This is a genomic window from Desulfonema magnum (genome assembly GCF_017377395.1).
GTDB lineage: Bacteria > Desulfobacterota > Desulfobacteria > Desulfobacterales > 4be13 > Desulfonema_C > Desulfonema_C magnum.
Window position 1 is genome coordinate 7,718,981 of sequence record NZ_CP061800.1, and the last position, 25,880, is coordinate 7,744,860.

Annotated in this window: 22 protein-coding genes; 8 read left to right on the plus strand and 14 right to left on the minus strand. The window is 45.1% G+C overall.

Annotated elements, in window-relative coordinates; translation table 11 throughout:
• Positions 1-142: 142 nt before the first annotated feature.
• The 8 genes from dnm_RS29560 (at position 143) to dnm_RS29595 (ending at position 12,288) form a co-directional block, all read left to right on the plus strand.
• The gene (locus tag dnm_RS29560; protein WP_207680450.1) at positions 143-6,841 is read left to right on the plus strand and encodes a right-handed parallel beta-helix repeat-containing protein; all 6,699 of its coding nucleotides are present in this window, start codon (positions 143-145) and stop codon (positions 6,839-6,841) included.
• 183 nt (positions 6,842-7,024) lie between these two features.
• A complete protein-coding gene (locus tag dnm_RS29565; protein ID WP_207680451.1) occupies positions 7,025-7,285 on the plus strand; it encodes a UPF0175 family protein in 261 nt (86 codons plus the stop codon).
• Between the two features lie 90 nt (positions 7,286-7,375).
• Complete coding sequence (locus tag dnm_RS29570; protein ID WP_492208010.1) at positions 7,376-7,780, plus strand: PIN domain-containing protein; 405 nt, start codon at positions 7,376-7,378, stop codon at positions 7,778-7,780.
• A 586-nt stretch (positions 7,781-8,366) separates the two neighbouring features.
• Positions 8,367-9,215 (plus strand): ORF6N domain-containing protein, encoded by an 849-nt coding sequence (locus tag dnm_RS29575; protein ID WP_207680453.1) that lies wholly within the window; start codon positions 8,367-8,369, stop codon positions 9,213-9,215.
• An 83-nt stretch (positions 9,216-9,298) separates the two neighbouring features.
• Positions 9,299-10,147, plus strand: coding sequence for an ORF6N domain-containing protein (locus tag dnm_RS29580; protein ID WP_207680454.1), 849 nt, complete (start codon positions 9,299-9,301; stop codon positions 10,145-10,147).
• Between the two features lie 81 nt (positions 10,148-10,228).
• The gene (locus dnm_RS29585; protein ID WP_207680455.1) at positions 10,229-11,098 is read left to right on the plus strand and encodes an ORF6N domain-containing protein; all 870 of its coding nucleotides are present in this window, start codon (positions 10,229-10,231) and stop codon (positions 11,096-11,098) included.
• 288 nt (positions 11,099-11,386) lie between these two features.
• Entirely contained in the window at positions 11,387-11,731 is a 345-nt protein-coding gene (locus dnm_RS29590; protein ID WP_276571918.1) for an ORF6N domain-containing protein, read from the plus strand.
• Positions 11,728-12,288: an ORF6N domain-containing protein gene (locus tag dnm_RS29595; protein WP_207680457.1), complete on the plus strand. Its 561-nt coding sequence runs from the start codon at positions 11,728-11,730 to the stop codon at positions 12,286-12,288. The genes dnm_RS29590 and dnm_RS29595 overlap by 4 nt, the downstream gene beginning before the upstream one ends.
• A 330-nt stretch (positions 12,289-12,618) precedes the next feature.
• On the opposite strand, the gene dnm_RS29600 is transcribed toward dnm_RS29595, so the two are convergent.
• From dnm_RS29600 to dnm_RS29665, 14 genes are all read right to left on the minus strand, one after another.
• Positions 12,619-14,484: a polysaccharide biosynthesis protein gene (locus tag dnm_RS29600; protein ID WP_207680458.1), complete on the minus strand. Its 1,866-nt coding sequence runs from the start codon at positions 14,482-14,484 to the stop codon at positions 12,619-12,621.
• A gap of 334 nt (positions 14,485-14,818) precedes the next feature.
• Positions 14,819-15,514 carry a YdcF family protein gene (locus tag dnm_RS29605; protein WP_207680459.1) on the minus strand — a complete coding sequence of 232 codons (696 nt, stop codon included), beginning with the start codon at positions 15,512-15,514 and terminating at the stop codon, positions 14,819-14,821.
• A gap of 303 nt (positions 15,515-15,817) precedes the next feature.
• The gene (locus dnm_RS29610) at positions 15,818-15,991 is read right to left on the minus strand and encodes a hypothetical protein (protein ID WP_207680460.1); all 174 of its coding nucleotides are present in this window, start codon (positions 15,989-15,991) and stop codon (positions 15,818-15,820) included.
• 119 nt (positions 15,992-16,110) lie between these two features.
• Positions 16,111-17,034 (minus strand): hypothetical protein, encoded by a 924-nt coding sequence (locus dnm_RS29615; RefSeq protein ID WP_207680461.1) that lies wholly within the window; start codon positions 17,032-17,034, stop codon positions 16,111-16,113.
• 827 nt (positions 17,035-17,861) lie between these two features.
• A complete protein-coding gene (locus tag dnm_RS29620) occupies positions 17,862-19,061 on the minus strand; it encodes a DegT/DnrJ/EryC1/StrS family aminotransferase (protein WP_276571835.1) in 1,200 nt (399 codons plus the stop codon).
• A gap of 21 nt (positions 19,062-19,082) precedes the next feature.
• Positions 19,083-19,304, minus strand: a complete 222-nt coding sequence (locus dnm_RS29625; protein WP_207680462.1) for a type II toxin-antitoxin system HicA family toxin — start codon at positions 19,302-19,304, stop codon at positions 19,083-19,085.
• Positions 19,297-19,533, minus strand: a complete 237-nt coding sequence (locus tag dnm_RS29630; protein WP_207680463.1) for a type II toxin-antitoxin system HicB family antitoxin — start codon at positions 19,531-19,533, stop codon at positions 19,297-19,299. Before dnm_RS29630 ends, dnm_RS29625 begins: the two co-directional genes overlap by 8 nt.
• 16 nt (positions 19,534-19,549) lie before the next feature.
• Positions 19,550-20,029, minus strand: a complete 480-nt coding sequence (locus dnm_RS29635; RefSeq protein WP_246556146.1) for an acyltransferase — start codon at positions 20,027-20,029, stop codon at positions 19,550-19,552.
• A complete protein-coding gene (locus dnm_RS29640; RefSeq protein WP_207680464.1) occupies positions 19,957-20,634 on the minus strand; it encodes an acetyltransferase in 678 nt (225 codons plus the stop codon). Before dnm_RS29640 ends, dnm_RS29635 begins: the two co-directional genes overlap by 73 nt.
• 29 nt (positions 20,635-20,663) lie before the next feature.
• Positions 20,664-21,257: a sugar transferase gene (locus dnm_RS29645; protein ID WP_207680465.1), complete on the minus strand. Its 594-nt coding sequence runs from the start codon at positions 21,255-21,257 to the stop codon at positions 20,664-20,666.
• A 33-nt stretch (positions 21,258-21,290) separates the two neighbouring features.
• A complete protein-coding gene (locus tag dnm_RS29650) occupies positions 21,291-22,511 on the minus strand; it encodes a glycosyltransferase family 4 protein (protein ID WP_207680466.1) in 1,221 nt (406 codons plus the stop codon).
• Positions 22,508-23,638: a non-hydrolyzing UDP-N-acetylglucosamine 2-epimerase gene (gene wecB / locus dnm_RS29655; RefSeq protein WP_207680467.1), complete on the minus strand. Its 1,131-nt coding sequence runs from the start codon at positions 23,636-23,638 to the stop codon at positions 22,508-22,510. The genes dnm_RS29650 and wecB overlap by 4 nt, the downstream gene beginning before the upstream one ends.
• Positions 23,639-23,674: 36 nt before the next feature.
• A complete protein-coding gene (locus tag dnm_RS29660; protein WP_207680468.1) occupies positions 23,675-24,826 on the minus strand; it encodes a polysaccharide biosynthesis C-terminal domain-containing protein in 1,152 nt (383 codons plus the stop codon).
• Between the two features lie 7 nt (positions 24,827-24,833).
• Positions 24,834-25,856: a polysaccharide biosynthesis protein gene (locus dnm_RS29665; protein WP_207680469.1), complete on the minus strand. Its 1,023-nt coding sequence runs from the start codon at positions 25,854-25,856 to the stop codon at positions 24,834-24,836.
• Positions 25,857-25,880: the final 24 nt, after the last annotated feature.

Consider the following 25,880-nt stretch of genomic DNA (forward strand, 5'->3'; position numbering starts at 1 on the left):
TCAGTGAAGCAAATATCGGAGCTATCCAGATTCGGAACACCGCTGTCAGTTTCAAAAACGGCCACCCGAGCGGGATGAATTTGAAATCCGTATTGTTTTTATAATAATTTTTTATGGTTAATTAAAAAATGAGGGAGGAGGAATGATGAAAAAGGGTAAGCAATTGTTTAAAAACGGGGTGTTGGATGTTATCATTGTTGTCTGTATGCTGACCGTTCTTGGTTTGGCATTGCCGGGCATTGCCCATGCAGAAACCGTTATCAGCGGAGGAAGTTTAAGCGGCGATACCACATGGACGAAAAGCGGAAGTCCTTACAGGCTGACAGGTGATGTTACCGTTCCCAAAGATTTAACTCTGACCATTCAGCCGGGAGTGGTCGTTAATATGGATGCTTATGTTGACTTGAATATTAACGGCGGGTTTATTGCTGAAGGAACGACAGACGCGCCGATAACCTTCCAATGGTCAACGGAAGGGGAGCATTGGGGAGGTATCGAATTCGGTTCGTCAAGCCTGCCGGGAAACACCCTGTCTCACTGCCGGCTAATCGGAGGCGGATACGGAGTGATTTCCATTGAGAATTCGATCTCCGAAATCCGAAACAATCTGATCGAACAGAGTTCCTGCGGAATTTACATCGGCTCCGGCTCGCCCCTGATAGAGAACAATCTGATCATAGACAACAGCGGACCCGGAATTCGTATTCGTTATTCATCCTCCACTCCCTCCATCCGTTTCAATACGATAGACTCAAATTATGACGGAATATATTCTGATTCTGCCCCAGTCGGCGGAGTGATCGAAAACAACATCATCTCCAACAACCGTTACGGAATACGGAATGCCGGAGAGAATGTCCGGATAAGCCATAACAATGTCTGGAACAATGTAACCGATTATTCTTCTTCCGGAGCAGTATCGGATACAGACCTGTCCGCCGACCCGTTGTTTGTGAATTACTATCTGGGAGAGGATCATCATGTGACAGATGGATCGCCGTGCAAAAATACGGATGTCACGGGAGGCGAAATCGGGGCATACGGAAACGGCGGCAGTCCGCCGCCGTCAGAGAGAATATACAGCCCGGTTCCGACAACTTCAGGCAATCTGACACATAATGAACGATGGTCCGGCACGGTGAATCTCACCGGTGATCTGACAGTGCCGCATCCATTTACACTGACAATTGAGCCGGGAACAATTGTCAACCTTTCAGATGGTGCTGATATTATTGTTCAGAGCCGTTTTTTCGCACAAGGTACGGATACCAGCCCAATCGTGTTCCAATGGACAACGGAAGGGGAACATTGGGGTCATATCGAGTTTAATGCGTCAAGTCTGCCGGAAAACGTCCTGTCTCACTGCCGGTTAATAGGAGGCGGACACGGGGCTGTCTCCGTTAAAAATTCGATCTCTGAAATCCGTAACAATCTGATCGAACAGTGTTATGGCGGGATTTTCATTGATTCCGGCTCGCCTCTGATAGAAAACAATCTGATCATTGACAACAGCGTGTACGGGATTCGTATCCGTTATTCATCTTGCACTCCCTCCATTCGTTTCAATACGATAGACTCAAATTATGACGGAATATGTTCTGATTCTGCCCCAGTGGACGGAGTGATCGAAAATAATATTATCACCAACAACTTTTACGGAATACGAGGTGTGGGAGAGAGTGTTCTGATAACCCATAACAATGTCTGGCACAACACAACTGATTATTCTTCTTCTGGAGCAATACCGAATACAGACCTGTCCGCCGACCCGTTGTTTGTGAATTACTATCTGGGAGAGGATCATCATGTGACAGATGGATCGCCGTGCAAAAATACGGATGTCACGGGAGGCGAAATCGGGGCATACGGAAACGGCGGCAGTCCGCCGCCGTCAGAGAGAATATACAGCCCGGTTCCGACAACTTCAGGCAATCTGACACATAATGAACGATGGTCCGGCACGGTGAATCTCACCGGTGATCTGACAGTGCCGCATCCATTTACACTGACAATTGAGCCGGGAACAATTGTCAACCTTTCAGATGGTGCTGATATTATTGTTCAGAGCCGTTTTTTCGCACAAGGTACGGATACCAGCCCAATCGTGTTCCAATGGACAACGGAAGGGGAACATTGGGGTCATATCGAGTTTAATGCGTCAAGTCTGCCGGAAAACGTCCTGTCTCACTGCCGGTTAATAGGAGGCGGACACGGGGCTGTCTCCGTTAAAAATTCGATCTCTGAAATCCGTAACAATCTGATCGAACAGTGTTATGGCGGGATTTTCATTGATTCCGGCTCGCCTCTGATAGAAAACAATCTGATCATTGACAACAGCGTGTACGGGATTCGTATCCGTTATTCATCTTGCACTCCCTCCATTCGTTTCAATACGATAGACTCAAATTATGACGGAATATGTTCTGATTCTGCCCCAGTGGACGGAGTGATCGAAAATAATATTATCACCAACAACTTTTACGGAATACGAGGTGTGGGAGAGAGTGTTCTGATAACCCATAACAATGTCTGGCACAACACAACTGATTATTCTTCTTCTGGAGCAATACCGAATACAGACCTGTCCGCCGACCCGTTGTTTGTGAATTATTATCTGGGAGAGGATCATCATGTGACAGATGGATCGCCGTGCAAAAATACGGATGTCACGGGAGGCGAAATCGGGGCATACGGAAACGGCGGCAGTCCGCCGCCGTCAGAGAGAATATACAGCCCGGTTCCGACAACTTCAGGCAATCTGACACATAATGAACGATGGTCCGGCACGGTGAATCTCACCGGTGATCTGACAGTGCCGCATCCATTTACACTGACAATTGAGCCGGGAACAATTGTCAACCTTTCAGATGGTGCTGATATTATTGTTCAGAGCCGTTTTTTCGCACAAGGTACGGATACCAGCCCAATCGTGTTCCAATGGACAACGGAAGGGGAACATTGGGGTCATATCGAGTTTAATGCGTCAAGTCTGCCGGAAAACGTCCTGTCTCACTGCCGGTTAATAGGAGGCGGACACGGGGCTGTCTCCGTTAAAAATTCGATCTCTGAAATCCGTAACAATCTGATCGAACAGTGTTATGGCGGAATTTTCATTGATTCCGGCTCGCCTCTGATAGAAAATAATCTGATCATTGACAACAGCGTGTACGGGATTCGTATCCGTTATTCATCTTCCAGTCCCTCCATCCGTTTCAATACGATAGATTATTCGAATTCTTACGGAATATCTTTCGATTCTGCCGCAGCCAGCGGAGTGATTGAAAACAATATCATCACTAACAATCGTTGTGGAATACGGGATGCCGGGGAAAATGTTCAGACCGGTTACAACAATGTCTGGAATAATGGCTATATAAACAACGATGATGAATTTATTGAACGAAATTATTATAATACTACAGCTAGTGCTACGGATACATCAACTGCCCCACAATATATTGACGATTTACGTCATTTAAGTTCGTCATCTCCTTGTAAAACCGCCAGCAGCGAAGGCGGCGAAATCGGCGCATACGGTCAATCCGCGTCATTACCTGACAATCCTTCTGACACGCCAACCATCGCCCAATGGCCAATGGAAGCCCCTCCCGGAACCCGTTTCACCCAATGGGGAACCGGCTTCACCTCCAACAGCACCGTTACCCTCCATTTCCAAAAACCCGGTGGCACAGAATACCCCGTCCAGACCGCAGACACCGATGCCTCCGGAAAATTCGTTGTCACATACAACGCCCCGCTGGACAAACCTGTCGGAACCTATATCTGGTGGGCAATTGATGACACCACAGGAGAAAAAAGCAACCAAATCAGTTACATCATCACAGAACACGCTGTGCCAACCATTGCCCAGTGGCCCATGTCAGGCCCTCCCGGCACCGAATTTGAACAGTGGGGAACCGGATTCACGCCCAACAGCACAGCCACCCTCCGTTTTCAAAAGCCCGACGGCACAGAATACGCCCCGATGACCGTCTCTGTTGACGGCAGCGGAAAATTTAAAACAAGGTATGCAGCCCCGTGGGATAAGCCCATGGGAACCTATACATGGTGGGCAGTTGACGGTGTTACAGGCAATCAGTGTGTTGCCCTGAAATACGAGATCACCGCAGGAACCTCCGGCGAACTGGGCGGTTTCACCGTTACCCAGAACAGCGGAGAAATAAGCGATCAGCAGATCAACACACCTTTTGAAGTGGAAATCACCGCAAGGGACAAAGCAGGCAACATATTGACAGGATTTAACGGAACTGCGCTCTTAGCCAGTAATTCAGGAACCGTTTATCCCACCCCGAATGTCAATATTGTCAACGGAAAAGCGAATCTTTCAATTTATCTGTCAAATCAGGGAAAAACCCGCCTGAGTTGCAGCGGATACGGGAAATACGGATACAGCAGTTTTTTCTCTGTCGAAGGAGAAAAAATCTGTAAAAGCACTTTAAAAGGCAGGATCGTTGACACCCGGGGAGATGCCGTATGGAATGCCGTGGTTTCCCTTTACGAATATGAGGGACAGGAGATCAGCAAAGTATATTGGACAGATGAAAACGGGGAGTTCCGTATGAACAACCTGAATTGCGGAACCTATGAACTGAGAGTTGAAAAAAATGAGGAGAAAGTTGAAAAAAGCGTTTTTGTCACCAACCTTCCGCGCAACGAAGCGTATATAGAATTGCCGTTAAACGGCGGAAATTCAGGCACACCGGTTATCCTGATACCGGGAATAATGGGATCGAACTGCGGAAGCGGGCTCATATATCCCAAACTTCCTGCTCAGTGCCCCGCACCATATCTGCGCATTCATCGCCCCCGGTTTCTCGGATGGAAGGATTTGAAATATTATTTTTCGAGTTCAGGTTTTTATGTGTTTGAATGTCCCTGGGACTGGCGACTTGAGTGCGATGAAGCGTATCAGCATTACCTGATTCCGAAGATACGGGAAGCCCTGGAAAAATCCACCACCGGCAAGGTGCATGTCATCGCGCACAGCATGGGCGGTCTGGTTGCCCGCGCCTACATACAAAGCTCGGATTACAATGATGACATAGACAAATTTGTTATGGTCGGCACACCGAACACAGGATCAGCCAATCCTTACTACATATGGGAAGGCGGGAATCCCAAAGGCATTGATGATATCACCGACTGGCGTCCGTTCTTGAACATTTATTCCAATACAATCCAGAAATTATGGGAAGAGACGTATTATGAGAAGGAACCTTGGTCAAATCGTAATCACAGAAAAATCCGGGCATTTGTCAGGCGTGTCTCGCCATCCCTGAGACAGCTTATGAATACAACCGATTTTCTGACAGACGGCGATACAACCTGGGGCGTTAGCACAGAAGGCAATGAAAACACCTGGCTCAAGGAACTGAACGATGATCCGAACATCCGGGATCTGATGAGCAGTGACGGCTCTGACGGAACCGTACATGTCAAGCTGTTTGTCGGAAAGAAAGCTGACAACACAGTAGAAATGGTTCGCACTTACAAACGGTCTTTTCCATGGTTTAAGAACGCGCTTTATGAAGACGGAAGACCCGGAATTCTCCTGAAAAAAAGTCTGACATGGGGTGAAGGGGATGGGACGGTTCCTTACGAAAGTGCCTCGTTCCCTTATGATGAAGGATGGGCAGATATGAGTATCACCTTTTCATCCGAATCTCACGCCAATCTCATTTCAGATGACAAATTCGTTGAGGAAATATTCACGTTTCTTCTCGGAGATTCGGGAAAACGCCGTGTCAGAGAACTCCGTGAGCTGAGAGAAGATGAAGATGCTGCTGATTCACTGCTCTCTGTTTCCATAACCGGAGATATGAGGCTCTGCGTAACAGATCCCGAAGGCAGAAAAACAGGCATAGCCCCTGAGACAATTGATTTCATAGAGGAAATTCCGAATGCCGAGTCTGTTTTTACCTCAGACGGAGGGAGTGTCAGCATTAAAAACCCGGATGACGGACTTTATACCGTCACATTTTTTGGCGAGTCAGAAAAGGATTTCCATCTGAATGCGGGGTTTACCGACGGAGAAAAGACAAGTTTCATAAAACTAAAAGGATATTGTCCTGACACACCGGGTTCTTTCAAAATATTCTTCAATCATTCGGCAAGCCCCCGAATCACCCTGCTTCCTTCGGTTCAGGTTCCCAAAGGCTTGCAGGCCGATCTGGTTTCATCGGGCAGTTCATCACTGACCCGGCTGAGTTGGAACGCAAGTGCTGAAGAGGATATTACCGGATACAACGTCTATTCGGCAGGGGAAAATGAACCTTATTTTGTTAAAATCGCTGCATTAAACGGCAGCGAGACAACTTTTGATACAAATGACGCATGGAGCGATAAATCATCAACGGAAGTGAAAACCTATGCGGTAACAGCAGTCAGATCGGACGGCAGTGAAAGCTTTTTCTCGGAAAGAGTTCAGAACAACGACCGTGACCACGACGGACTGAGCGATGAGGAAGAATCCTCCTACGGCACTGAAATCAGCAATTCTGACACGGACGGAGACGGACTGAATGACGGCGGTGAGTATTATTACGGCACTGATCCGTTAAAGACGGACACAGACAATGATGATTACGATGATTACCGTGAAATACGGTCAGGCTCGGATCCGCTGGATGAAAATTCAGTTCCGGTCAAAGGGGACATAAACGGAGACGGCGATGTGACATTGGCGGATATTGTTGTGACCTTACAGGCATTGGCCGCTTTGGAAGCATCAGCGGAAGTCTGTGCCGAAAATGATGTCAGCGGCGACGAGAAAGTCGGGCTGGAGGAAGCAATCTGGCTTATGAAGCAGATGACGAAATAGAAGAGCGGCAGGCATCACAGCCGGGAATCCGACATCCATCTGAATATTAAGTTCCTCATCCGGCCTGCCTATCTTATATTCCAATTCGTGCGGAACTAGGGGCACTCCCTGTTCCGCACATTATGCCACGACGGACAAAACTGAGACGGAGTTTCAGACCGAAAACAAAGGAGGCACACAATAATGAAAACAAACATCATGGAAATATCAGACGATCTTATGGAGGCATTGCGGGTTCCGCCTGCGGAAAAGCTCACCAGAATTCGTCAGGAACTGGCAATACGATTATATCAGAAAGAGCTGCTGAATTTCGGCAAGGCACGGAAGCTGGCACAGATGACCAAATGGGAATTTCACAGACTGCTGGGGCAGGAAGGGATTCTCCGTCATTATGGCATGACGGAATTGGAGGAAGACCTGAAAACTCTGGAGGTCTCAGAATGAAGATCGTCTCAAACTCATCTGTGCTGATATCACTGAGTGCCATCGGCCAGCTTGGACTGATTTCCCAACGGTTTCCAAAAAGGTATCCTTATTCCGCAGGCGGTTTGGAACGAAGTTGTGGAAACAGGAAAAGGACAGCCCGGATCAGAAGAGGTGAACACTGCCCCGTGGATCACAGTGTCTAATATCACCGAAAGACATTTATTTCGTCTGCTGGGTACGGAATTGGATTACGGGGAGTCTGAGGCCATCACCTTATGTACAGAGGAAAAGGCGGCCATGATCTTGCTGGATGAAAAGGCTGCCCGGCGAAAGGCTCAGTGTATGGGGCTGACCGTCCTGGGTACGGTCGGCATTCTCATATGGGCCAGGCGGAACGGGCATATAGACAGCCTGCGGGAACAGCTAAAAAATTTAACGACAAGAGGAGGTTTTCGTCTGAGCCGTGCCGTCTGTGATCATGCGTTGCAAAGCGTCGGAGAAATGCCAACATAGAAAAAAACTGTGACTGAATAATAAACAAAGTATTCAATGATGGACAAAAGTGATACGGAGGTTTTATGAAAAAAATATCTGTTCATCCCGTTCCCACGCTTCACGTCCCGTAATTATCCGAACCCTGATTCAGATTGTCCGAACCCTGATTCACCTGATTAAAGGATTGGCAGGATTTCCGCTCCGCCGGATTTACGGGAATTTTTTGGCTTATAAACAGGACCAAAATCAGGACAATCCCCGAATCCTTTAATCAAGGTTCGGACAGACAATAAAACAGGGAGGCATCATAATGGAAACACAGGTTTTAACACATTGAAAAACAGACACTTCTTCTCCCTCCGGAACCCGGGGAAGATAAGCTCTGATTGCTTTCTCGAAAATTTCTGTTTTCAGTTTACAGAAAATTAAGTGAATATTTTGTGGTCACAATCTGTAACCACAATTTCCCTTATGTCCGCCAGAAGCAGGCCGAGCTGAGGAACGAAATCCGACATTAACTTTCATTTCAACGTCGGGTTTCATTTTTTAGCTGATCTGTCTAACTAACCTTAATGATGGGAAAAACTAACAATAAGGTTTTACTATGAAAGAAGTTACTGTTAAAGAAATTCAGTCTCAAATTATCACCCTTCCCGGAAGACCGCCTGCGATGCTGGACAGAGCATTGGCTGAAATCTATGAAACCGATACCAGATCAGTGAATCAGGCAGCTAAAAGAAATCCCGACAGATTTCCTGACGATTTCAGATTTCAACTGACTGAGGAGGAAACAGGAATTTTGATATCACAATCTGTGATATCAAGACAGAGTATCGCAAAATCAAAACCTTATGCCTATACCCGTGAGGGCTGCAACATGATGTCCGCCTGCCTGGAGACGCCTGTTGCGGTAAATCGCTCGGTGTTTATCATGCGGGCGTTTTCGGCAATGGAAGCCGGACAGCGTTCTCAGGCAGATATAAAATCCTCGGCTCAGACAATCGGGGATTTCTTCGACCGGAGCGCAAAACGCTTCATAACGGCTCTGGAAGTCGCAAAGCTGGCGGGAATCAGGGACGAACATGAGGCAAGGCTAACGGCAAACCGCATCGCAAAGGAGACCACCGGCTTTGATCTGCTGAAATTTGTTCGTCCCGGATATGTGCCTGTTTCGGAAACCGTGCGACAGGAAGAGGATGCTCTGATCACGTTTCTGAACATCTGGTGGGAGAAATACGGCGAGGAGGCGGTTGACTCCCATTACCTCCGCCTGATGATCATTGAGAATGATATTCCCTTTGATCTTGGCGGGGGAAAGCAGAGAAGCCAGAAAATCAGACTCAGCAGAACTCTGGGAAAGATGAAGGGACAGGAAATCAGCAGCTATTACATCACCGAGGCGGGAATGTACAGAAACGCCAAGCTTTGGAAGCTGAAGCCCGCTGTAAAATGAACCGCTCCTGAAAAACAGATTCCCGTGGCTGCATGTTCCGCACCTTATGCAATGATGGAAAAAACTAAGAAGGAGCTTTTATTATGAAAAAACTTACTGTCAAAGAAATTAAGTCCCAGATTATCACCCTTCCCGGAAGACCGCCTGCGATGTTGGACAGGGATTTGGCCGAGATTTATGGCACAGAAACCAAAAAGCTGAATCAGGCTGTTAAGAGAAACCCTGACCGTTTTCCCGAAGATTTCTGTTTTCAGCTTACAGAAAATGAAGTGAATATTTTGCGGTCACAATCTGTGACCGCAATTTCCCCTATGTCCAGAACACTGCCTTATGCCTATACCCGTGAAGGCTGCAACATGATGTCCGCCTGCCTGGAGACGCCTGTTGCGGTGAAACGCTCGGTTTTTATCATGCGGGCATTCTCTGCAATGGAAGCCGGGCAGCATTATCAACCAGACATGAAATCTTCGGAACAGACAATCGGGGATTTGTTCGACCGGAGCGCAAGACGGTTCATAACGGCTATTGAGGTGGCAAAGCTGGCGGGAATCACGGACGAACATGAGGCGAGGCTGACGGCAAACCGCATCACAAAGGAGACCACCGGCTTTGATCTGCTGAAATTTGTCCGTCCCGGATATGTCTCTGTTTCGGAAACTGTTCGGCAGAAAGAGGAGGCTCTGCTCACATTCCTGAACACTTGGTGGGAGAAATACGGCGAGGAGGCGGTTGACTCCCATTACCTCCGCCTGATGATCATTGACAATGATATTCCGTTTGATCTCGGCGGAGGAAATCAGAGAAGTCAGAAGAGCAGACTCAGCAGAACCCTGGGAAAAATAAAAGGGAGGAAAATCGGAGGATATCACATCACCGAGGCGGGGACATACAGGAATGCGAAGCTTTGGAAGCTGAAGCCCGCTGTAAAATAAACTGCTCCTGAAAAACAGATTCCCGTGGCCGCCTGTTCCGCACTTTATGCAATAATAAAAACAACAAAACGGAGGTTTATTATGAAAGAACTTACTGTCAAAGAAATTCAGTCCCAAATTATCAGCCTTCCCGGAAGACCGCCTGCGATGCTGGACAGAGATTTGGCCGATATCTACGGAACGGAAACCAAACGAATCAATGAGGCGGCAAAGAGAAACCCCGACCGGTTTCCTAACGACTTTCGGTTTCAACTGACCAGGGCGGAAATGGAAATTTTAAGGTCGCAAAATGCGACCTTTCAATGGTTACAGGGAGTTAAATATCTTCCATGGGCCTATACCCGTGAAGGCTGCAACATGATGTCCGCCTGCCTGGAAACACCTGTTGCGGTAAATCGCTCGGTGTTTATCATGCGGGCGTTTTCGGCAATGGAAGCCGGGCAGCGTTCTCAGGCACACATGAAATCTTCGGAGCAGACAGTCGGGGATTTGTTTGACCGGAGCGCAAGACGGTTCATAACGGCTTTGGAAGTCGCAAAGCTGGCGGGAATCACGGACGAACATGAGGCAAGGCGCACGGCAAACCGCATCACAAAGGAGACCACCGGCTTTGATCTGCTGAAATTTGTCCGTCCCGGATACGTCCCTGTTTCCGAAACCGTGCGACAGGAAGAGGAGGCTCTGATCACGTTTTTGAACATCTGGTGGGAAAAATACGGTGAGGAGGCCGTTGACTCCCATTATCTCCGCCTGATGATCATTGACAATGATATCTCGTTTGACCTCGGCGGAGGGAATCAGAGAAGTCAGAAAATCAGACTCAGCAGAACCCTGGGAAAGATGAAGGGCAGGCAGATCAGCGGTTATCATATCACCGAGGCGGGAATTTACAGAAACAGCAAGCTTTGGAAGCTGAGACCCGCCGCAAAACAGCAGGCCGGGCTGACTTAAAATTGTTTATATGCCAATCCGCATGGGGCCGGGGGACATTCCCGAAAAACGGAACCCGTCACCTGCCTGCCCCGTGCTTTTTTTTATAACAACATACCACGGAGAGGAGGCATTGTCAATGAACAAACAACTGACTCTGAGCAATGAGATTGTGACCATTAACGGCCGTCCCGTAAGGAAGATTTGGTGGTGTTCTAAAACTGGACTTGTTCCGATATTTGCCAAATTGATTCAGAGGGTTAAAAAATTTAGCTCCACTTTTAGAACATTACCGAAGATTTACAGCGGATTCGGGGACAGCCCTGCATTCTTGCAAAGCAGGTGGCTGAACTGCATGGGCAGGAATTAAAAGAAATCAATCGGATTGTGAACAATAACGCTGACTGGTTTGACGATGAAATTGATGTTGTTGATCTTAAAAAGGATATTATATCAGATATTTGTTCAGGGGTGGTTTCAAATCACCCCTCAGATTTTCTTATCAAATCAGGATATTATACTAATACCCAGGCAGTTGGAGGGGCAAGGCATATTTATTTGTTTTCCCAGCAGGGCTATGCCCTTCTGTGCAAGCTCCTGAAATCCGATCTTGCCAGACAGATTTATAAACAGAACAGGAGGTATTCTCAATGAACAAAGAACTGACTCTGAGCAGCGAAGTTGTGACGATTAACGGTCATCCCGTAAGGAAGATTTACGGCGGATTCAGGGATGATCAGCCCTGCATTCTCGCAAAGCAGGTTGCGGAACTGCATGAATATGATCTGGGAGAAATCAACAGGATTGTAAACAGAAATACGGACTGGTTTGATGAGGGGATTGATATAATTGACCTTAAAAATGAAATTATATCAGGTAGTTCTTCAGGGATGGTTTCAAACCATCCCTCAGATTTTCTTATTAAATCAGGTTTTTATGCTAACAGCCAGGCAGTTGGCGGGGCAAAATATATTTATCTGTTTTCCCAGCAGGGCTATGCCCTTCTGTGCAAGCTTCTGAAATCCGATCTTGCCAGGCAAATTTATAAGCAGATGGTGAGAGAATATTTTATTATGAAAGAGAAACTTGAAAATAGGTCCGCCCGCACTCAGACAATCGGGGACATGCTGAAAATTGCTTCAGACCTTTGGAAACTGAGATGGACATTATGTACCATGAAAAGCCCTTTTTTTTCAACCGTTTTTAATTAACCTGCTAATTAATTTATTATATTATTGTTTTAACAATAGTTCGGGCAGTTTTTATAACATACTGTTTTTACAAGATTTACAAGTTTTCTGTCTGAAAGTTTAAATTTTATAATTTCAGTAGGTTATAGTTTTACATCTCTTTGATTTGCAAAAACTGTCCGAAGTATTGTTTAAAAGCGCCGCATCTAAATCATTTGTGGAATCTGTGAGCCGGATAATGGCTTCCGTCGGGAAATGACGAGTCATATTTTCGAAAAAAAAATCCACTACCGGCTTTAGGCTGATAACGGATCTTTTTTATGTTGGATATTGCTTTTATTTCCTGTTTTTTCAAAACTCCGGGCTGTATTCGGGCACAACTATCTTCAAGTGTTTTTTTATCCCAGATGCATCCCCGGATCCGGCCAGTTCAGCTAATTTGGCCAAATGGGTGTTAATTTCATCCAGTGACTTATGGTTTTCCGTACTCAGTACCATGATATCACTGTGCTGAGTCTGTTTGATACCTTCGCCTTCCGTGATCAGCTCCTCATAAAGTTTTTCACCCGGTCTGAGTCCGGTGTATTCGATTTCTATATCCTTATCAGGCTCGAAACCGGACAGGGTGAGCATATCACGCGCCATGTCGGCAATTCTGACAGGAACCCCCATCTTCAGAATGAACATTTCTCCGCCTTCGCCAATTGCACCAGCCTGAAGAATGAGACTGCATGCTTCCGGTATGGTCATAAAATAGCGGGTGACTTCAGGGTGCGTCACAGTGAGCGGGCCGCCTCTTTCAATCTGTTTTTTGAAAAGAGGAACCACGCTGCCGATACTTCCCACTACATTTCCGAATCTTACCACCATATAGCGGGTGCCATTCATAGAAGCATACGCCAGGGTCAGGAGTTCAGCGACTCTCTTTGAAGCTCCCATTACATTTGTGGGGCGAACGGCTTTATCTGTGGAAACCAGAACAAACCGGTCAATATGATGTTTGTGGCAAAGGTCAAGAACATTTCTGGTACCGATCATGTTGTTAAAGACAGCTTCCCAGGGATGATACTCCATCATGGGCACATGTTTATAGGCCGCAGCATGAAACACAACATCAGGATTGTGCTTGCTGAAGACCTTTTCCATCAGTCCTTTGTTTTGGATGGAGGCAAGAACAGCCGCTATTTTCAGTACAGGGAATTTGGCTGCCAGACTCAGTTCGATTTCATACAAACCAGATTCATTTTGATCCACGATAATCAGTTGCTCAGGGCTAAAGCGCGAAATTTGTCTGCAAAGTTCCGAACCGATGGAACCTGCTCCGCCAGTTACCATTACTTTTTTACCCGTGAGGTAGCCGCCTATCTGTTTCATATTAAGACGGACCGGCTGCCTTCGCAACAGGTCTTCATAACGGACTTGGCGTATGGTATTCAGAGTGACTTTTCCCTCAAGCAACTCCCACATATTCGGCACGGTTTTAAAAGAAATGTCAGTCGCTTTGCAGGCATTGACAATCCGCCTCATTTCACCATTGGAAACCGATGAAATAGCAATGATAATTTCATCAACATCGTATTCTTTTATAATTTTTCCCATATCCTCCAACACACCGAGAACTGGAATGCCATGTATTTTCTGATTCAATTTAAGAGAATCATCATCAATAAATCCTACCACGTCATAATGCAGTTTCGGATTTTCTCCGATCTCTCTTATGAGTTTCTCGCCCATGCTGCCAGCCCCTATAATCAGAAGCTTTTTAAGGATTGTACTTCTTTTTCCTAAACATAGAAAATGTTTATTATGGCAGGTTCGAGTATAGTATAATCGGATAGCCAGCCGGTATCCGCCGATCACTAATAATGTCAGTGCGAAATCAATGACAAATACACCTCTGGCGAACCCGCTAAAACGGTACAATATAAGTACAAATACGACTATGGTGAAAGATGCGGCGATACATGCTTTTGCCAGATTGATCAGATCATGAATGCCTGCATAACGCCACAGACCTTTATAAAGATCAAAAACAAAAAACGAAATAAGTTTTATAAGTGTGACCCATATTGCTGTATGCGCCCAGGTTGTAAAATGAGTTGGCGGGATGGTCCCGTCAAAACGAAGATAATGGGAGAAATAATAGGAAAGGGTCACCAGAATCATATCTCCGATAAACATAATCCAGAAATTCTGATTTCTTGCAAAGTAGAACATTCTTACCTCCTCTTAACTGTCGAAATATTAGCTGCTCCAAACGAACTGCTAATAGCCTTATCTCACAAACAGAAGAAGTAAATCAATGGGGTGAAAGGAGTATTTAAGAGGGAAAATATCCCCTCTTTGAATTCCTGATTTGCTCATATATTTTATTATACAAATTAAAAAGTTATAATATTTAATAGTTGTAATGAAGTAAATCATTATCAGAGCAAAAATGAAAGTAAAAAAAGCTTCTCAGGAATACAAAAAAACCCGGGTTGGAAAAACCCGGGTTTTGTCTTGTGCATTTTTATTCTGCGGAAAGCTTGATCAGGGAAACGATATGGATCTAATGAAAAAAAAGAAAAAGCGACTTTATATATTTTAAAAAGGCTATCTGTTTCGGATTCTGCTCAGGCAGACATCCCCTTATTTTATAGATCAGAAGTTCACCGGTGCTGCCCCATAATTTGACCATTTCATTGTATATTATTTTCTTTCCTCTTGAAGATTGTAAATCATTTCTTCCTGATCCTGATACCCCGAAAGCCCTGATTTTGACATTATTGCCTAAAAGGAGGAGCCTGAGCAGAAAATAGGAGCGAGGAAGATGGTAAGAGGACGTGACAAGGAGAACCGATCTGAAGCCATGTTCTGTAATAATCTTTTTGGTATATACAGCATTTTCTAATGTTGTCCTGGCCTTATCCTCAACAATGCATCTGACCGTTGAAGACCGTCTGTGCTTTCTGTCATAAAGTTTCAATTTTTTCTGATCTGCCGGAGAAATGACCAGACAGGTCCCATATCCTGAATTGGCAAGCGAGTACCCTGCTTCTGTTCTTTCTGTTCCGCCGGCAAACACAACGATAAGCTCTGATGTTTCAGGGGAAATTTGGCCGGACAGGATTTTGTGAAAATAGATGATTTCCCCTCCGATAATGAACCCTGTCAGTAAAAACAGTAAGATCATGGTTCTGAAAATTATTTTCCTGCGGGGCGGAGAAAAACGTGTTTTCTCCAAAATAAGTCTGAAAAAGGACATTCATCGCTCTCCGGTTCTCATTCTTCCTATATCAGCAGATTAAAAATTCCCCGGATTCGCTCCTGACGAACTGATAAATTCCCCGGAGATGCTTCGAGTTTACGAATCCGAAGCGGGCTTTTCCATGAAATTTCCATCTGCGGATGCTATTTTTTTTTTCGGAGTTTACACAAATAGTCTTCAATCTCTTTGTCCGAAAATCCTTTCAGGCGTTTTTTGAGGCAGAACTCTTTACAGGCGTTCTTCGGGGGCAAGTCCTTTCAGACGCTCTTTGGAAGACAGTGCGGAAAGAACGATATCCCCCTACATTCTGACCAGTTCGACGACTTGTTCGGGGGTCAGTTCCTGTTTCATCGGCGCACCTCCTTTGAAAAACCAGTGATTCCACAACCCTTGCAGAAGCCAGAGCAGTCTCATGGAAAAAGAGCCGATATTCTGGCCTTTCAGTGTTCTGAAAGCGGCTTTTTTTTCCTTCATCCGGCTTGCAAAGCATTTGATATAAGCGTTATATGGTTCCTCTGAAAGCTCGTTCAGGCTCGGCAGGAAAAAATTCCGAGAGCGGGTTTCTGACAGTCCCGCTCATTCGGACCGAAATATCATTTCTTTTTTTTAAGTTTTCGCAGGTAAGCTTCAATTTCCTCAGCAGACAGTCCTTTGAGACGCTCTTCGGGTCTGAGTCCTTTGAGACGCTCTTCGGGTCTGAGTCCTTTGAGACGCTCTTCGGGTCTGAGTCCTTTGAGACGCTCTTCGGGTCTGAGTCCTTTGAGAATATCTTTTGTCCCGACAGCCTTCACGAGTTCTTCGGGAGACAGAGTTGAAAGATAGACATCTCCCCACATTTTCCCCATTTCGATGACCTGTTCGGGGGTCAGTTCTTGTTTCATCGGCGCACCTCCTTTGAAAAACCAGTGATTCCACAACCCTTGCAGAAGCCAGAGCAGTCTCATGGAAAAAGAGCCGATATTCTGGCCTTTCAGTGTTCTGAAAGCGGCTTTTTTTTCCTTCATCCGGCTTGCAAAGCATTTGATATAAGCGTTATATGGTTCCTCTGAAAGCTCGTTCAGGGTCAGCAGGGGAACCGATTCCAATAACGGATGACGGCTCCGGTACACGCCGGCCTTGTCCGTTGGAGAATAACCAAATTTGTCCAGCGTCTGTTTTCTGGTCGTCTTTGCGCTTATCAGAAATGTCCGCACCTGCCGGTCCGTCAGTTCTTTGGAGTCCTTGTAAAAATAGTCATATCCCACAGCCTGGCGAAATGCTGACAGTCCCACCGATTCGGAGTACTTGAATTCCAGGAGAATATGATCGGCATCGCTTTCTCTTATGCCGTCAGGCAGGCGTTCCAGTTGTTCCGAGGTCCATGTGGGATGCTTTCTCCTCAGTAACAGGATATCCGCTTTCGGCGGATCAGCCATCACCTGAAGCTCCGTATGCACTTCGATCCCGACCGGAGTAAGAAGTTCCTCAAGTAGCATGCCTAACAGACGGTGCCAGCGGGTTTTGGGTATTTTTTCCATTTCTGCCTTTTGTCACTGATGGATATTTTGAAAATTCTGAATTTCCAATCCGGCCTCAGCCGGAAAATTCATAACACTATTATATTAACATATATTACATCTCAATCATATTTGTCAAGGAGAGAGTCCTGCCCCGGTAGTTAATATTCAACCCCGATATGACTTTATATTTTTACTGATGTACCTAATCATAAGTTTTCGATATCTTCCCGGGAAAGAAACCCGGCTTTTTTTACCGGAACGATCCGCCACCTGTGACGGAAAAAGCCGGGTTTCTCCGCTGTTCACAGAAAAAAAAGATGTATAAAAAACTTTTGATCGGGTACTTAGTTGTGTTTATATGACAGACCGCCTGAACGCGGAACTACAAATTTTTCTGATCTGCTGATTGCTGCTATTCGTAAGTTTTTCCCCCCTTTTGCAAAGGAGGAGTGGGAAATTTTAAGCATAGCTTCCCATTTTCACATCAGAAATCCCCCAGATATCTTTATAAAAAGAATTTATGAGTCGTTACCAGGGTCGTTTTATGAGAACGAAAACTTGAGCGTCATGTTAATTCATAAAAAAAAGCCGGGTTTCTCAAAACCCGGCTTTTCCTTTCATCAAAAAACTGAATATCGGTAAATGGAAAAATTTTGCAACTGATGGATTCCGATTCTTCCCGGAATGACAGTTCTGTGACTCTGTAATATCCTGTCATTCCAGGTAATATTTAATTCCAACCCGGAATTCACTGTCAGACAAAAGTTTTTGATCTGCTGTATATGAATTTTATAACTATCTTAATTAATATGGTAAATAGGCTATCATCTCATTTAAATTTAAAATTATATCCGGCATGTTAATATGATTGAAACCACCCGTTCCATATCTTCTTCTGTCATTGCAGTGCCGGAGGGCAGGCAAAGTCCTCTTTCAAATAAATCTTGTGAGACTTCTCCTCCGATTATCCGAGCCGGATAAGTTTCTTTTATGGTGTTTGGCTTTGAGGAAACGGAGCGTTGATTCTCAATTTGGAAAACAGGTTGTAAGTGCATGGGCTTCCAGACAGGTCTGGATTCGATATTTTCGGCTTCCAGAGCCAGCCTGACGGTTTCCCGGTCCGCGCCAAAGATTTCAGGAGTTATCAAAATCACGGTGAGCCAGCGGGTTGATTTTCCATAAGGCGCTTCCGGCATAAATTCAATACCGGGAATATCAGTCAGGGCTTTTTTATAATAGTCAGATATTTCGCGCTTTGCTCTCACTCTTTCATCCAGAATTCTGAGCTGTCCCCTGCCGATGGCTGCAACGATATTGCTCATGCGGTAGTTGTACCCTATCTGAGAGTGTTCATAATGGGGAGCCGGGTCCCGGGCCTGTTGGGATAAGAATTTTGCCTGCTGAATGAGTACTCTGTCATCTGATGCCAGCATACCGCCGCCCGAAGTGGAAATGATCTTATTTCCGTTGAAGGAAAAAATCGCCGCTTTGGAGCCGAATCCTGCGCTTTGTCCTTTGTAAACAGCACCCAGAGCCTCTGCTGCGTCAACAATAACAGGAATATCATAAGGCGCGCATATTTCCATGATTCGGTCATAATCTGCACATTGTCCGTAAATATCTGTGGGAATAACCGCTTTAGGCAGTCTGTCCCGCTTTTTACATTGCTCCAGTTCTTCAGCCAATAAATCCGGGTTCATATTCCAGGAGGTCTGATCTGAATCAATGAATACCGGTGTTGCTCCGAGAAATGTGACTGGCGACACACTGCCGATAAACGTGAGGGTTGATGCAAACACTTCATCTCCCGGTTTCACGCCTAATATTCTGAGAACCAGATGCATAGCGGCGGTTCCGCTGGACAGGGCCACGGCATAGGGGATTCCTGTTTTTTCAGAAAATTCCTTTTCAAAAGCATCCACCTGGGGGCCGAGCGGAGCGATGTAGTTGCTGTCAAAGGCCTCCTGCACAAAATGTATTTCTTCTCCGCCCATGTGCGGCGGAGAGAGAAAAATGCGTTTATTCATCTCATTGTTTATTGTCATTTTTTTATCTCAGATAATTCTTCAGGAAAGCAGTTTTTTGAACTGTTCAATCGTCAGTCCCGCATCTTTGATGATGCTGCCCATTGTAAACGCATTGATCGGATTATGTCTTGGAATGATGATTATTTTCTGACCGTCTGTCATAACTGCATGATTTTTACCTCTCCTTTTCAATACGCGGAAACCGGCTTTTTCAAATGCTTTAATAGCTTTCAGATGATTTATTCCTGGTAATTTAGGCATGAGCCACCCCTTCACCCAGCGGAATTTCAATCTCTTTGATGATGTTTCCTTTTAAATCAGATGCTCCGTCCTGCAGATCGGCAAAGGTTTCCAACCATAATATTATAGCTTCTCTTATGTTTTCCAGTGCTTCCTGTTCTGTTTTACCTTGTGAATGGCATCCCGGCAACGAGGGGCAGGATATGGCAAATCCTTCATCGCTTTGGATCAGTTGAACTTTGAATTTCATAATATTCTTTTTCCTTTTATTTCCTCGTCAATTTCCCGATTTCTTTTGCCGGAACCCCGGCAACAATAACATTATCAGGAATATCACAATTTATAAAACTGAAGGCTCCGATGATTGCATTTTCTCCGATAGTTATATTTGGCATGATAACACTGTGGCTTCCGATTTTACAATTCTTTTTTAACCTGACCTGACCTTGTTTATTGTCAATGGTGGAAACAGAATAAAGTGAGCAATGAGAGCCGATTTGAACAAAGTCTTCAATGGTGACGCCGTATTTGGCGTTAATGTAGGAGAACGCGCCTATATCTGTTTTGTAGCCGAGTTCAAAATTGTCTTTGTGCTGGATAACCCAATTGTATTTTGTCGGTTTTCCTTCTTCAATTTCAGGAAAGACCCAGTTTTCAAATCGGTTATTCTGAGTTATCTTTTTTTCAAAGGCTTTGCGGGTACCCCCCCCCACGTTTCCAAGGGCGGAACGGATTTTGTAACACATGCGCCGGCACCGATAACTGCATCATCCCCTATGGTAAGAGGGGCTTCCTCTGTTCCGTTGATGATAACTGCCCCTGTTCCCACATAAACACGCTTTCCGAAATGAACCCATCCGGAAATATGAACTCCCGGGGCAAGTGTTGTATAATCGCCCATAATAACGTCATGACCGATGGTACAGTCCAGATTGATCTGCACATGATGTCCGAGGGTGATATTTGTTGTCAGAGTATTACCTGCACAGATAACCGAACCTTCACTGATTTCAAGCCATTGGGAACTTTCGGTGTCAGGATGAATAATTGTTTCAAAAACAAATCCTTGATCAGCCGCTTTATTCATCAGTTTTTCCCGTATTTTCGGATTGCCGATCCCGCCGACGACAGTGGCTTGGGGATATCGTTTTTTTGCATCTTTAAGGCTCAGAACAGGGATATTGTTCAGATGTGTTCCGTGTTTTTTCTCATCATCATCAATAAAACATATGATATTATAATTCATCCCTCTTTTAGCACATGACTCAATCAGCCATGCCAGTTCTCTGCCAAAACCGCTTGCACCGTATATAGCGATTAATTTTTCTTTTTTTTGTATGTTCTCAGTCATATCTGAGCCTTTCCTATTTATTTGTTCCTTCAACTGTTTGTTCCTCTGAATTCTTCCATCGTTGCATGACCTGACTGACTGATTCCTTCCCGTCTGACAACTTTCAGAATTGTCATTATTATGATCTTGATATCCAGCCAGAGGGACTGATGATCCACATACCAGACATCCAGCCTGAATTTTTCTTCCCAGGTAATGGCATTTCGTCCGTTGATCTGCGCCCAGCCTGTAAGCCCCGGTTTGACTTCATGGCGTCTTGTCTGTTCCGGTGTGTAGCGTTCCAGGTATTGCATGAGCAAAGGTCGAGGACCGACGATACTCATTTCGCCTTTCAGGATATTGAAGAGTTCGGGGAATTCATCCAAAGACGTTGAACGCAGAAATTTTCCGAGTCCGGTCAGGCGTTCGCTGTCTGGGAGAGAGTGGCCGTTTTTATCATAACTATTTAGCATCGTGCGGAATTTGTAAATTGTAAACGGCTTTCCGTGAAGTCCGGGTCTGATTTGCCGAAAAAATATCGGATTTCCCATCGTTATCCGGATGATTCCGGCAATCAGAATCATAAGAGGCGAAAGCAAAAAACATGCTGAGATTGTCAGTATAATATCAAAGATTCGTTTCATAAGAGAATTCTTTTTTAAGAGAAAGATGATTTATTAATTTTGGATCAACTTATAAAATATTTTTTCAAATTTTTGAACTCCGGCATCCATTGACAACTTTTCTTTATAATACTGCAATCCTTTTAATCCCATTCGTTTTCGTTCGTTTTCAGTCATACGATACAATTTTAATATACCGTTAGCTATTGATTTAGGATTTTCCGGAGTTACCACTACCCCGGCTTCTGATTTTCTGACAATATTTGCTGAATCACCAATAGCACCTAAAAGAATCGGTTTTCCAGCCGCCATATAGGCTTGAACTTTCGATGGAATGGTGATTTTGAAAAGAGCCGTGTCCCTGAGATGAACCAATAGCACATCCGCCATTTGCAAAATAGCCTTGATCCTTTCCGGGGGCTGCCTTTCCAGAAAGGTGACATTCTCAAGACTGCGATCTATTGCGCTTTTTTTAATTCGCTCACACTCAATGCCACCGCCCACAAACACAAATTTAATTTTCGGTTCGATTTTCAACAGTCGTTCTGCGGCATCCAAAATAGCATCTAATCCCTGCATCACTCCCATGGTGCCGGCAAACATTACAATAAAGGCATTATCTTTCATCAGATTATTGGTTTCAGGTGGAACACTTGTTGATTCATTTATGTTTGCCTCATCACACCAGTTGTAAATAACACTGATATTATTCTTTGGAATGCCGCGCTTAACAAGTTCATTTTTAAAGCCGGGAGATAGCGTGGTGAGATGTGTTGCCCGGCGATACACGCTTTTACACCAAGCATTAAGCACCCGCAGTAAAGCAGATTTTTGCATCATACCTGAGTCAGTTACCGAATCGGGCCACATATCCTGAATGTCAAACACAACCGGGCAACGATGCCATTTTTTCAATATCCAAGCTGCCCATTCTAAAGTGATCAGGTTGTAGGCATAAATGACATCCGGTTTTTTGACCAATAACGGACCGATTGCCGCCGCGCTGAGAGCGAAGCTCATGTAATTGAGAATTCGATGAAAACCTGAATGATTGTGGCTGGGATAAAGTGCAACCCGATTCACCGGAATCGAATCAATTACCTCCCGTTGAAATAATCGAATACGATATCCCGGATAAATTTTTCCGCCGGGATAGTTAGGAAATCCTGTGAGTATCTCCACATCATGACCGCGAGCTTTAAGTGCTTTGGCAAAAGGAACCCCTTTGAAAAACGGCTCCGGTTGGCACCACTGGGACAAAAGTAAAATTCTCATGATTTGTACCATACAAAACGATTAACGTAATCTGTGTAGCTTAAAATAATACGAACCACTTTTTGGCTGACATTTGGCATAGAATAATCACTGACAATGTTCAATAAACGGTCGCTGCCTACAGGTTGGTTTTCTAATATTGGGATTGCATTTTTTATAACTTTCCATTCGAAACCGGTCATCATCACCGCCCCTTCCTCCATCCCTTCTGGCCGTTCATGGGCATTGCGGATATTTAAAGCCGGAAAATTCAGAATAGAGCTTTCCTCATTGATCGTGCCACTGTCCGACAGCACGGTCTTGGCATGCATCTGAAGCTTTACATAATCATTAAAGCCCAAAGGCTTCATCAGCTCGACCAGACTATTCAAACGAATATTTTCTGCGTCAATCCGTTTGCGGGTGCGGGGGTGGGTGGAGACAATTATCCGATAGCCATATGATTCAGCTAAATGGTTTAACACCTTAATAAGTTTGGTGAATTGTACCGGTGAATCGATATTTTCCTCACGATGCGCACTGACAACAAAATATTCATTGAATTTCAGCTTTAACCGATTGAGTACATCCGAAGCCTTGATTTTAGGCATGTAATGATGCAGCACCTCATACATGGGACTGCCAGTTTTAATAATACGATCCGGAAGAATACCTTCGCGCAGCAGATACTCTCTGGCAATGTTGCTATAGGGCATATTGATATCGCTGATATGATCGATGATTTTGCGGTTGATCTCTTCAGGCACACGCTGATCAAAGCAGCGGTTCCCGGCTTCCATGTGAAATACGGGAATTTTTCGTCGTTTGGCAGGATAAGCTGATAGGCAGCTATTGGTGTCGCCCAGCACCAGGAGCGCATCCGGCCTTTCCTTTGCCAACACGTTATCAACTTTGGCAATGACTTGCCCCACAGTTTCACAGGCGGTTTTACCGGCTGCTTCAAGAAAGTAATCGGGTTTGCGAAGCTCCAGATCATCAAAGAAGACCTGATTCAGCTCGTAATCATAGTTCTGGCCGGTATGGACGATTATCTGATCCATATAGCGATCCAGTGCCGCCATTACCCTTGATAAACGGATAATTTCAGGACGCGTACCCACAACGGTCATCACCTTCATCTTTTTCATATAAAGCCTTTCCTTTTGCTATCACAAATTTCACGGCTAAACCTTTTCAAAACAAGTGTCCGGCTTTTCCGGATCGAACATCTCACTTGCCCAGAAGAGTGTCACCAGAAAGCCTTTCCCAACATTTTCGATAGAATGGGTGTATCCCGGGGGGATGTCCACCACCTGATACTTTTCGCCACTCACCGGATATTCCAGAATTTCATCCCTCTCGATATGCCGAAAGCGAATTACCGCTTCTCCCTCCAGCACCAGAAACTTTTCCGTTTTGGTATGATGATAGTGATTTCCCCGGATAATTCCAGGCCGGGTTCGGCTGACAAATATCTGACCCATGGCAGGCGATTTTATAAATTCTGCAAGACTGCCGCGCGGATCGGTTTTTATATCCAGACTGTACTCGAATTTCTTTTCATCCAGATACGTCAGATAGGTACCGTAAAGGGATCGCTCAAAGTCGCTGCTGAAATTCGGCAGTACCAGATTTGTTCGCATCTTTCGAAACGATCTGATTTTTGACGCCAATTCACCCAATGTGATGCGCGTAGATGGCAATGGCTCTGCAAATATGAATCCGGGTGTTCCTGGCTTCATCTCATTGACCAAAGCTTTCACCACATCATCAATGTAGGTCAGATCAATTTCGTAGTCCGAATCAGAGATTTTAACAGAAAAATCATTTGCAATGTTGTGGCAAAATGTTGCAGTTACAGAATTATAATTAGGCCTGCACCACTTCCCAAAAAGATTTTTAAAACGATACACTACACACTCTGCGCCAGTATTCTTTGCAAATTCCTGAAGCACTTCTTCAGCACGACGCTTGCTGACGCCATAAGGATTATCCAGCTCCGCCTGAATCGAGGAGGATAGCACAATCTTTGGCAACCTCCCAATGGCCCTCAGCTTGACACAAATTTCATCAATGGATCCGGTATTGCCAGTTTCAAACTCATCCGGATTTTTCGGTCTGTTCACGCCGGCAAGATGAATAACGTAATCAACTTTTTCTAAGGCACCATCCAAGTCTTCCGGTTTGTTATCCACATCATATTCATATAGCTCAGTATCCTCATGCCGCCGCAGCATAACACAGAGATTCTTCCCCACAAATCCTTTTGCACCTGTCACCAATACCTTTTTCATCTGTATCTCTTTCTCAATTAGTTGTATTTCATTCGCGTTCATTCATGGCTCAGATTTCTACCCTCTCCCCCCGCAAAGCCGACTGCACACATTCTAGTTTCAATAAGAGTTCACACATTCCATCCACATCTTTCTGATGTGTATTATGGGAATTATAATCTTGTTCCAAAGCAAGTTCCTCACGCCCCTCACTGAAATACTGCGAATAATTCAGAGCGCGGTTATCTGCCGGGACCCTGAAATATCCTTCCAAATCTTCCGCAACGGCCATCTCTTCCCGCGTTAACAAGGTTTCATAAAGCTTTTCACCATGTCGGGTACCGATTATTGTAACGGGATTATCCGCTTTTAATAATTTTTTCAATGCCAGTGCCAGTGTTTCAAGGGTGCAGGCAGCGGCCTTCTGCACAAAGGTGTCACCCGGGTTTCCATGCTGAAAAGCATATACTACCAAGTCAACCGCATCCTCAATGGTCATCATGAACCGACTCATGGCTGAGTCGGTAATGGTCAACGGCTGTCCATCTTGAATCTGTTTGATGAATAGGGGAATGACCGACCCCCTGCTGGCCATCACATTGCCATAACGTGTAATTGAAATGGTTGTGGTGTTGTTAGCTATACGGGATTTTGCCACAGCTATTTTTTCCATCATTGCTTTGGATATCCCCATGGCATTGATCGGATAGACTGCCTTGTCAGTACTTAGTACGATAACCCGTTCCACGCCGGCTGCAATGGCTGTGTTAAGTATATTTTCCGTACCGACAGCATTCGTGTTCAACGCCTCAAGAGGAAAGAACTCACACGACGGCACCTGTTTCAGTGCTGCAGCATGAAACACAAAATCCACCCCGTGCATTGCATCCCGCAGACTGTTTTCATCACGTACATTGCCAATGTAAAACTTCAGTTTTGAATCAGCATAATTTTTGCGCATGTCATCCTGTTTTTTTTCATCACGGGAGAAAACGCGGATTTCTTTAATTTTCGTATCAAGGAACCTTCTAAGCACAGCATTGCCGAAAGTGCCTGTTCCTCCGGTGATCAGAAGCGTTTTATTTTTAAACATAGCGGAAACTCCGATAAGAAATGT

Excerpts from the sequence above, each read along its gene's own strand:
- dnm_RS29560 (WP_207680450.1), top strand. The coding sequence starts at position 143 with ATGATGAAAAAGGGTAAGCAATTGTTTAAAAACGGGGTGTTGGATGTT.
- dnm_RS29565 (WP_207680451.1), top strand. The coding sequence starts at position 7,025 with ATGAAAACAAACATCATGGAAATATCAGACGATCTTATGGAGGCATTG.
- dnm_RS29575 (WP_207680453.1), top strand. The coding sequence starts at position 8,367 with ATGAAAGAAGTTACTGTTAAAGAAATTCAGTCTCAAATTATCACCCTT.
- dnm_RS29580 (WP_207680454.1), top strand. The coding sequence starts at position 9,299 with ATGAAAAAACTTACTGTCAAAGAAATTAAGTCCCAGATTATCACCCTT.
- dnm_RS29585 (WP_207680455.1), top strand. The coding sequence starts at position 10,229 with ATGAAAGAACTTACTGTCAAAGAAATTCAGTCCCAAATTATCAGCCTT.
- dnm_RS29595 (WP_207680457.1), top strand. The coding sequence starts at position 11,728 with ATGAACAAAGAACTGACTCTGAGCAGCGAAGTTGTGACGATTAACGGT.
- dnm_RS29600 (WP_207680458.1), bottom strand. The coding sequence starts at position 14,484 with ATGTTCTACTTTGCAAGAAATCAGAATTTCTGGATTATGTTTATCGGA.
- dnm_RS29605 (WP_207680459.1), bottom strand. The coding sequence starts at position 15,514 with ATGTCCTTTTTCAGACTTATTTTGGAGAAAACACGTTTTTCTCCGCCC.
- dnm_RS29610 (WP_207680460.1), bottom strand. The coding sequence starts at position 15,991 with ATGAAGGAAAAAAAAGCCGCTTTCAGAACACTGAAAGGCCAGAATATC.
- dnm_RS29615 (WP_207680461.1), bottom strand. The coding sequence starts at position 17,034 with ATGGAAAAAATACCCAAAACCCGCTGGCACCGTCTGTTAGGCATGCTA.
- dnm_RS29620 (WP_276571835.1), bottom strand. The coding sequence starts at position 19,061 with ATGACAATAAACAATGAGATGAATAAACGCATTTTTCTCTCTCCGCCG.
- dnm_RS29625 (WP_207680462.1), bottom strand. The coding sequence starts at position 19,304 with ATGCCTAAATTACCAGGAATAAATCATCTGAAAGCTATTAAAGCATTT.
- dnm_RS29630 (WP_207680463.1), bottom strand. The coding sequence starts at position 19,533 with ATGAAATTCAAAGTTCAACTGATCCAAAGCGATGAAGGATTTGCCATA.
- dnm_RS29635 (WP_246556146.1), bottom strand. The coding sequence starts at position 20,029 with ATGTGTTACAAAATCCGTTCCGCCCTTGGAAACGTGGGGGGGGGTACC.
- dnm_RS29640 (WP_207680464.1), bottom strand. The coding sequence starts at position 20,634 with ATGACTGAGAACATACAAAAAAAAGAAAAATTAATCGCTATATACGGT.
- dnm_RS29645 (WP_207680465.1), bottom strand. The coding sequence starts at position 21,257 with ATGAAACGAATCTTTGATATTATACTGACAATCTCAGCATGTTTTTTG.
- dnm_RS29650 (WP_207680466.1), bottom strand. The coding sequence starts at position 22,511 with ATGAGAATTTTACTTTTGTCCCAGTGGTGCCAACCGGAGCCGTTTTTC.
- wecB (WP_207680467.1), bottom strand. The coding sequence starts at position 23,638 with ATGAAAAAGATGAAGGTGATGACCGTTGTGGGTACGCGTCCTGAAATT.
- dnm_RS29660 (WP_207680468.1), bottom strand. The coding sequence starts at position 24,826 with ATGAACGCGAATGAAATACAACTAATTGAGAAAGAGATACAGATGAAA.
- dnm_RS29665 (WP_207680469.1), bottom strand. The coding sequence starts at position 25,856 with ATGTTTAAAAATAAAACGCTTCTGATCACCGGAGGAACAGGCACTTTC.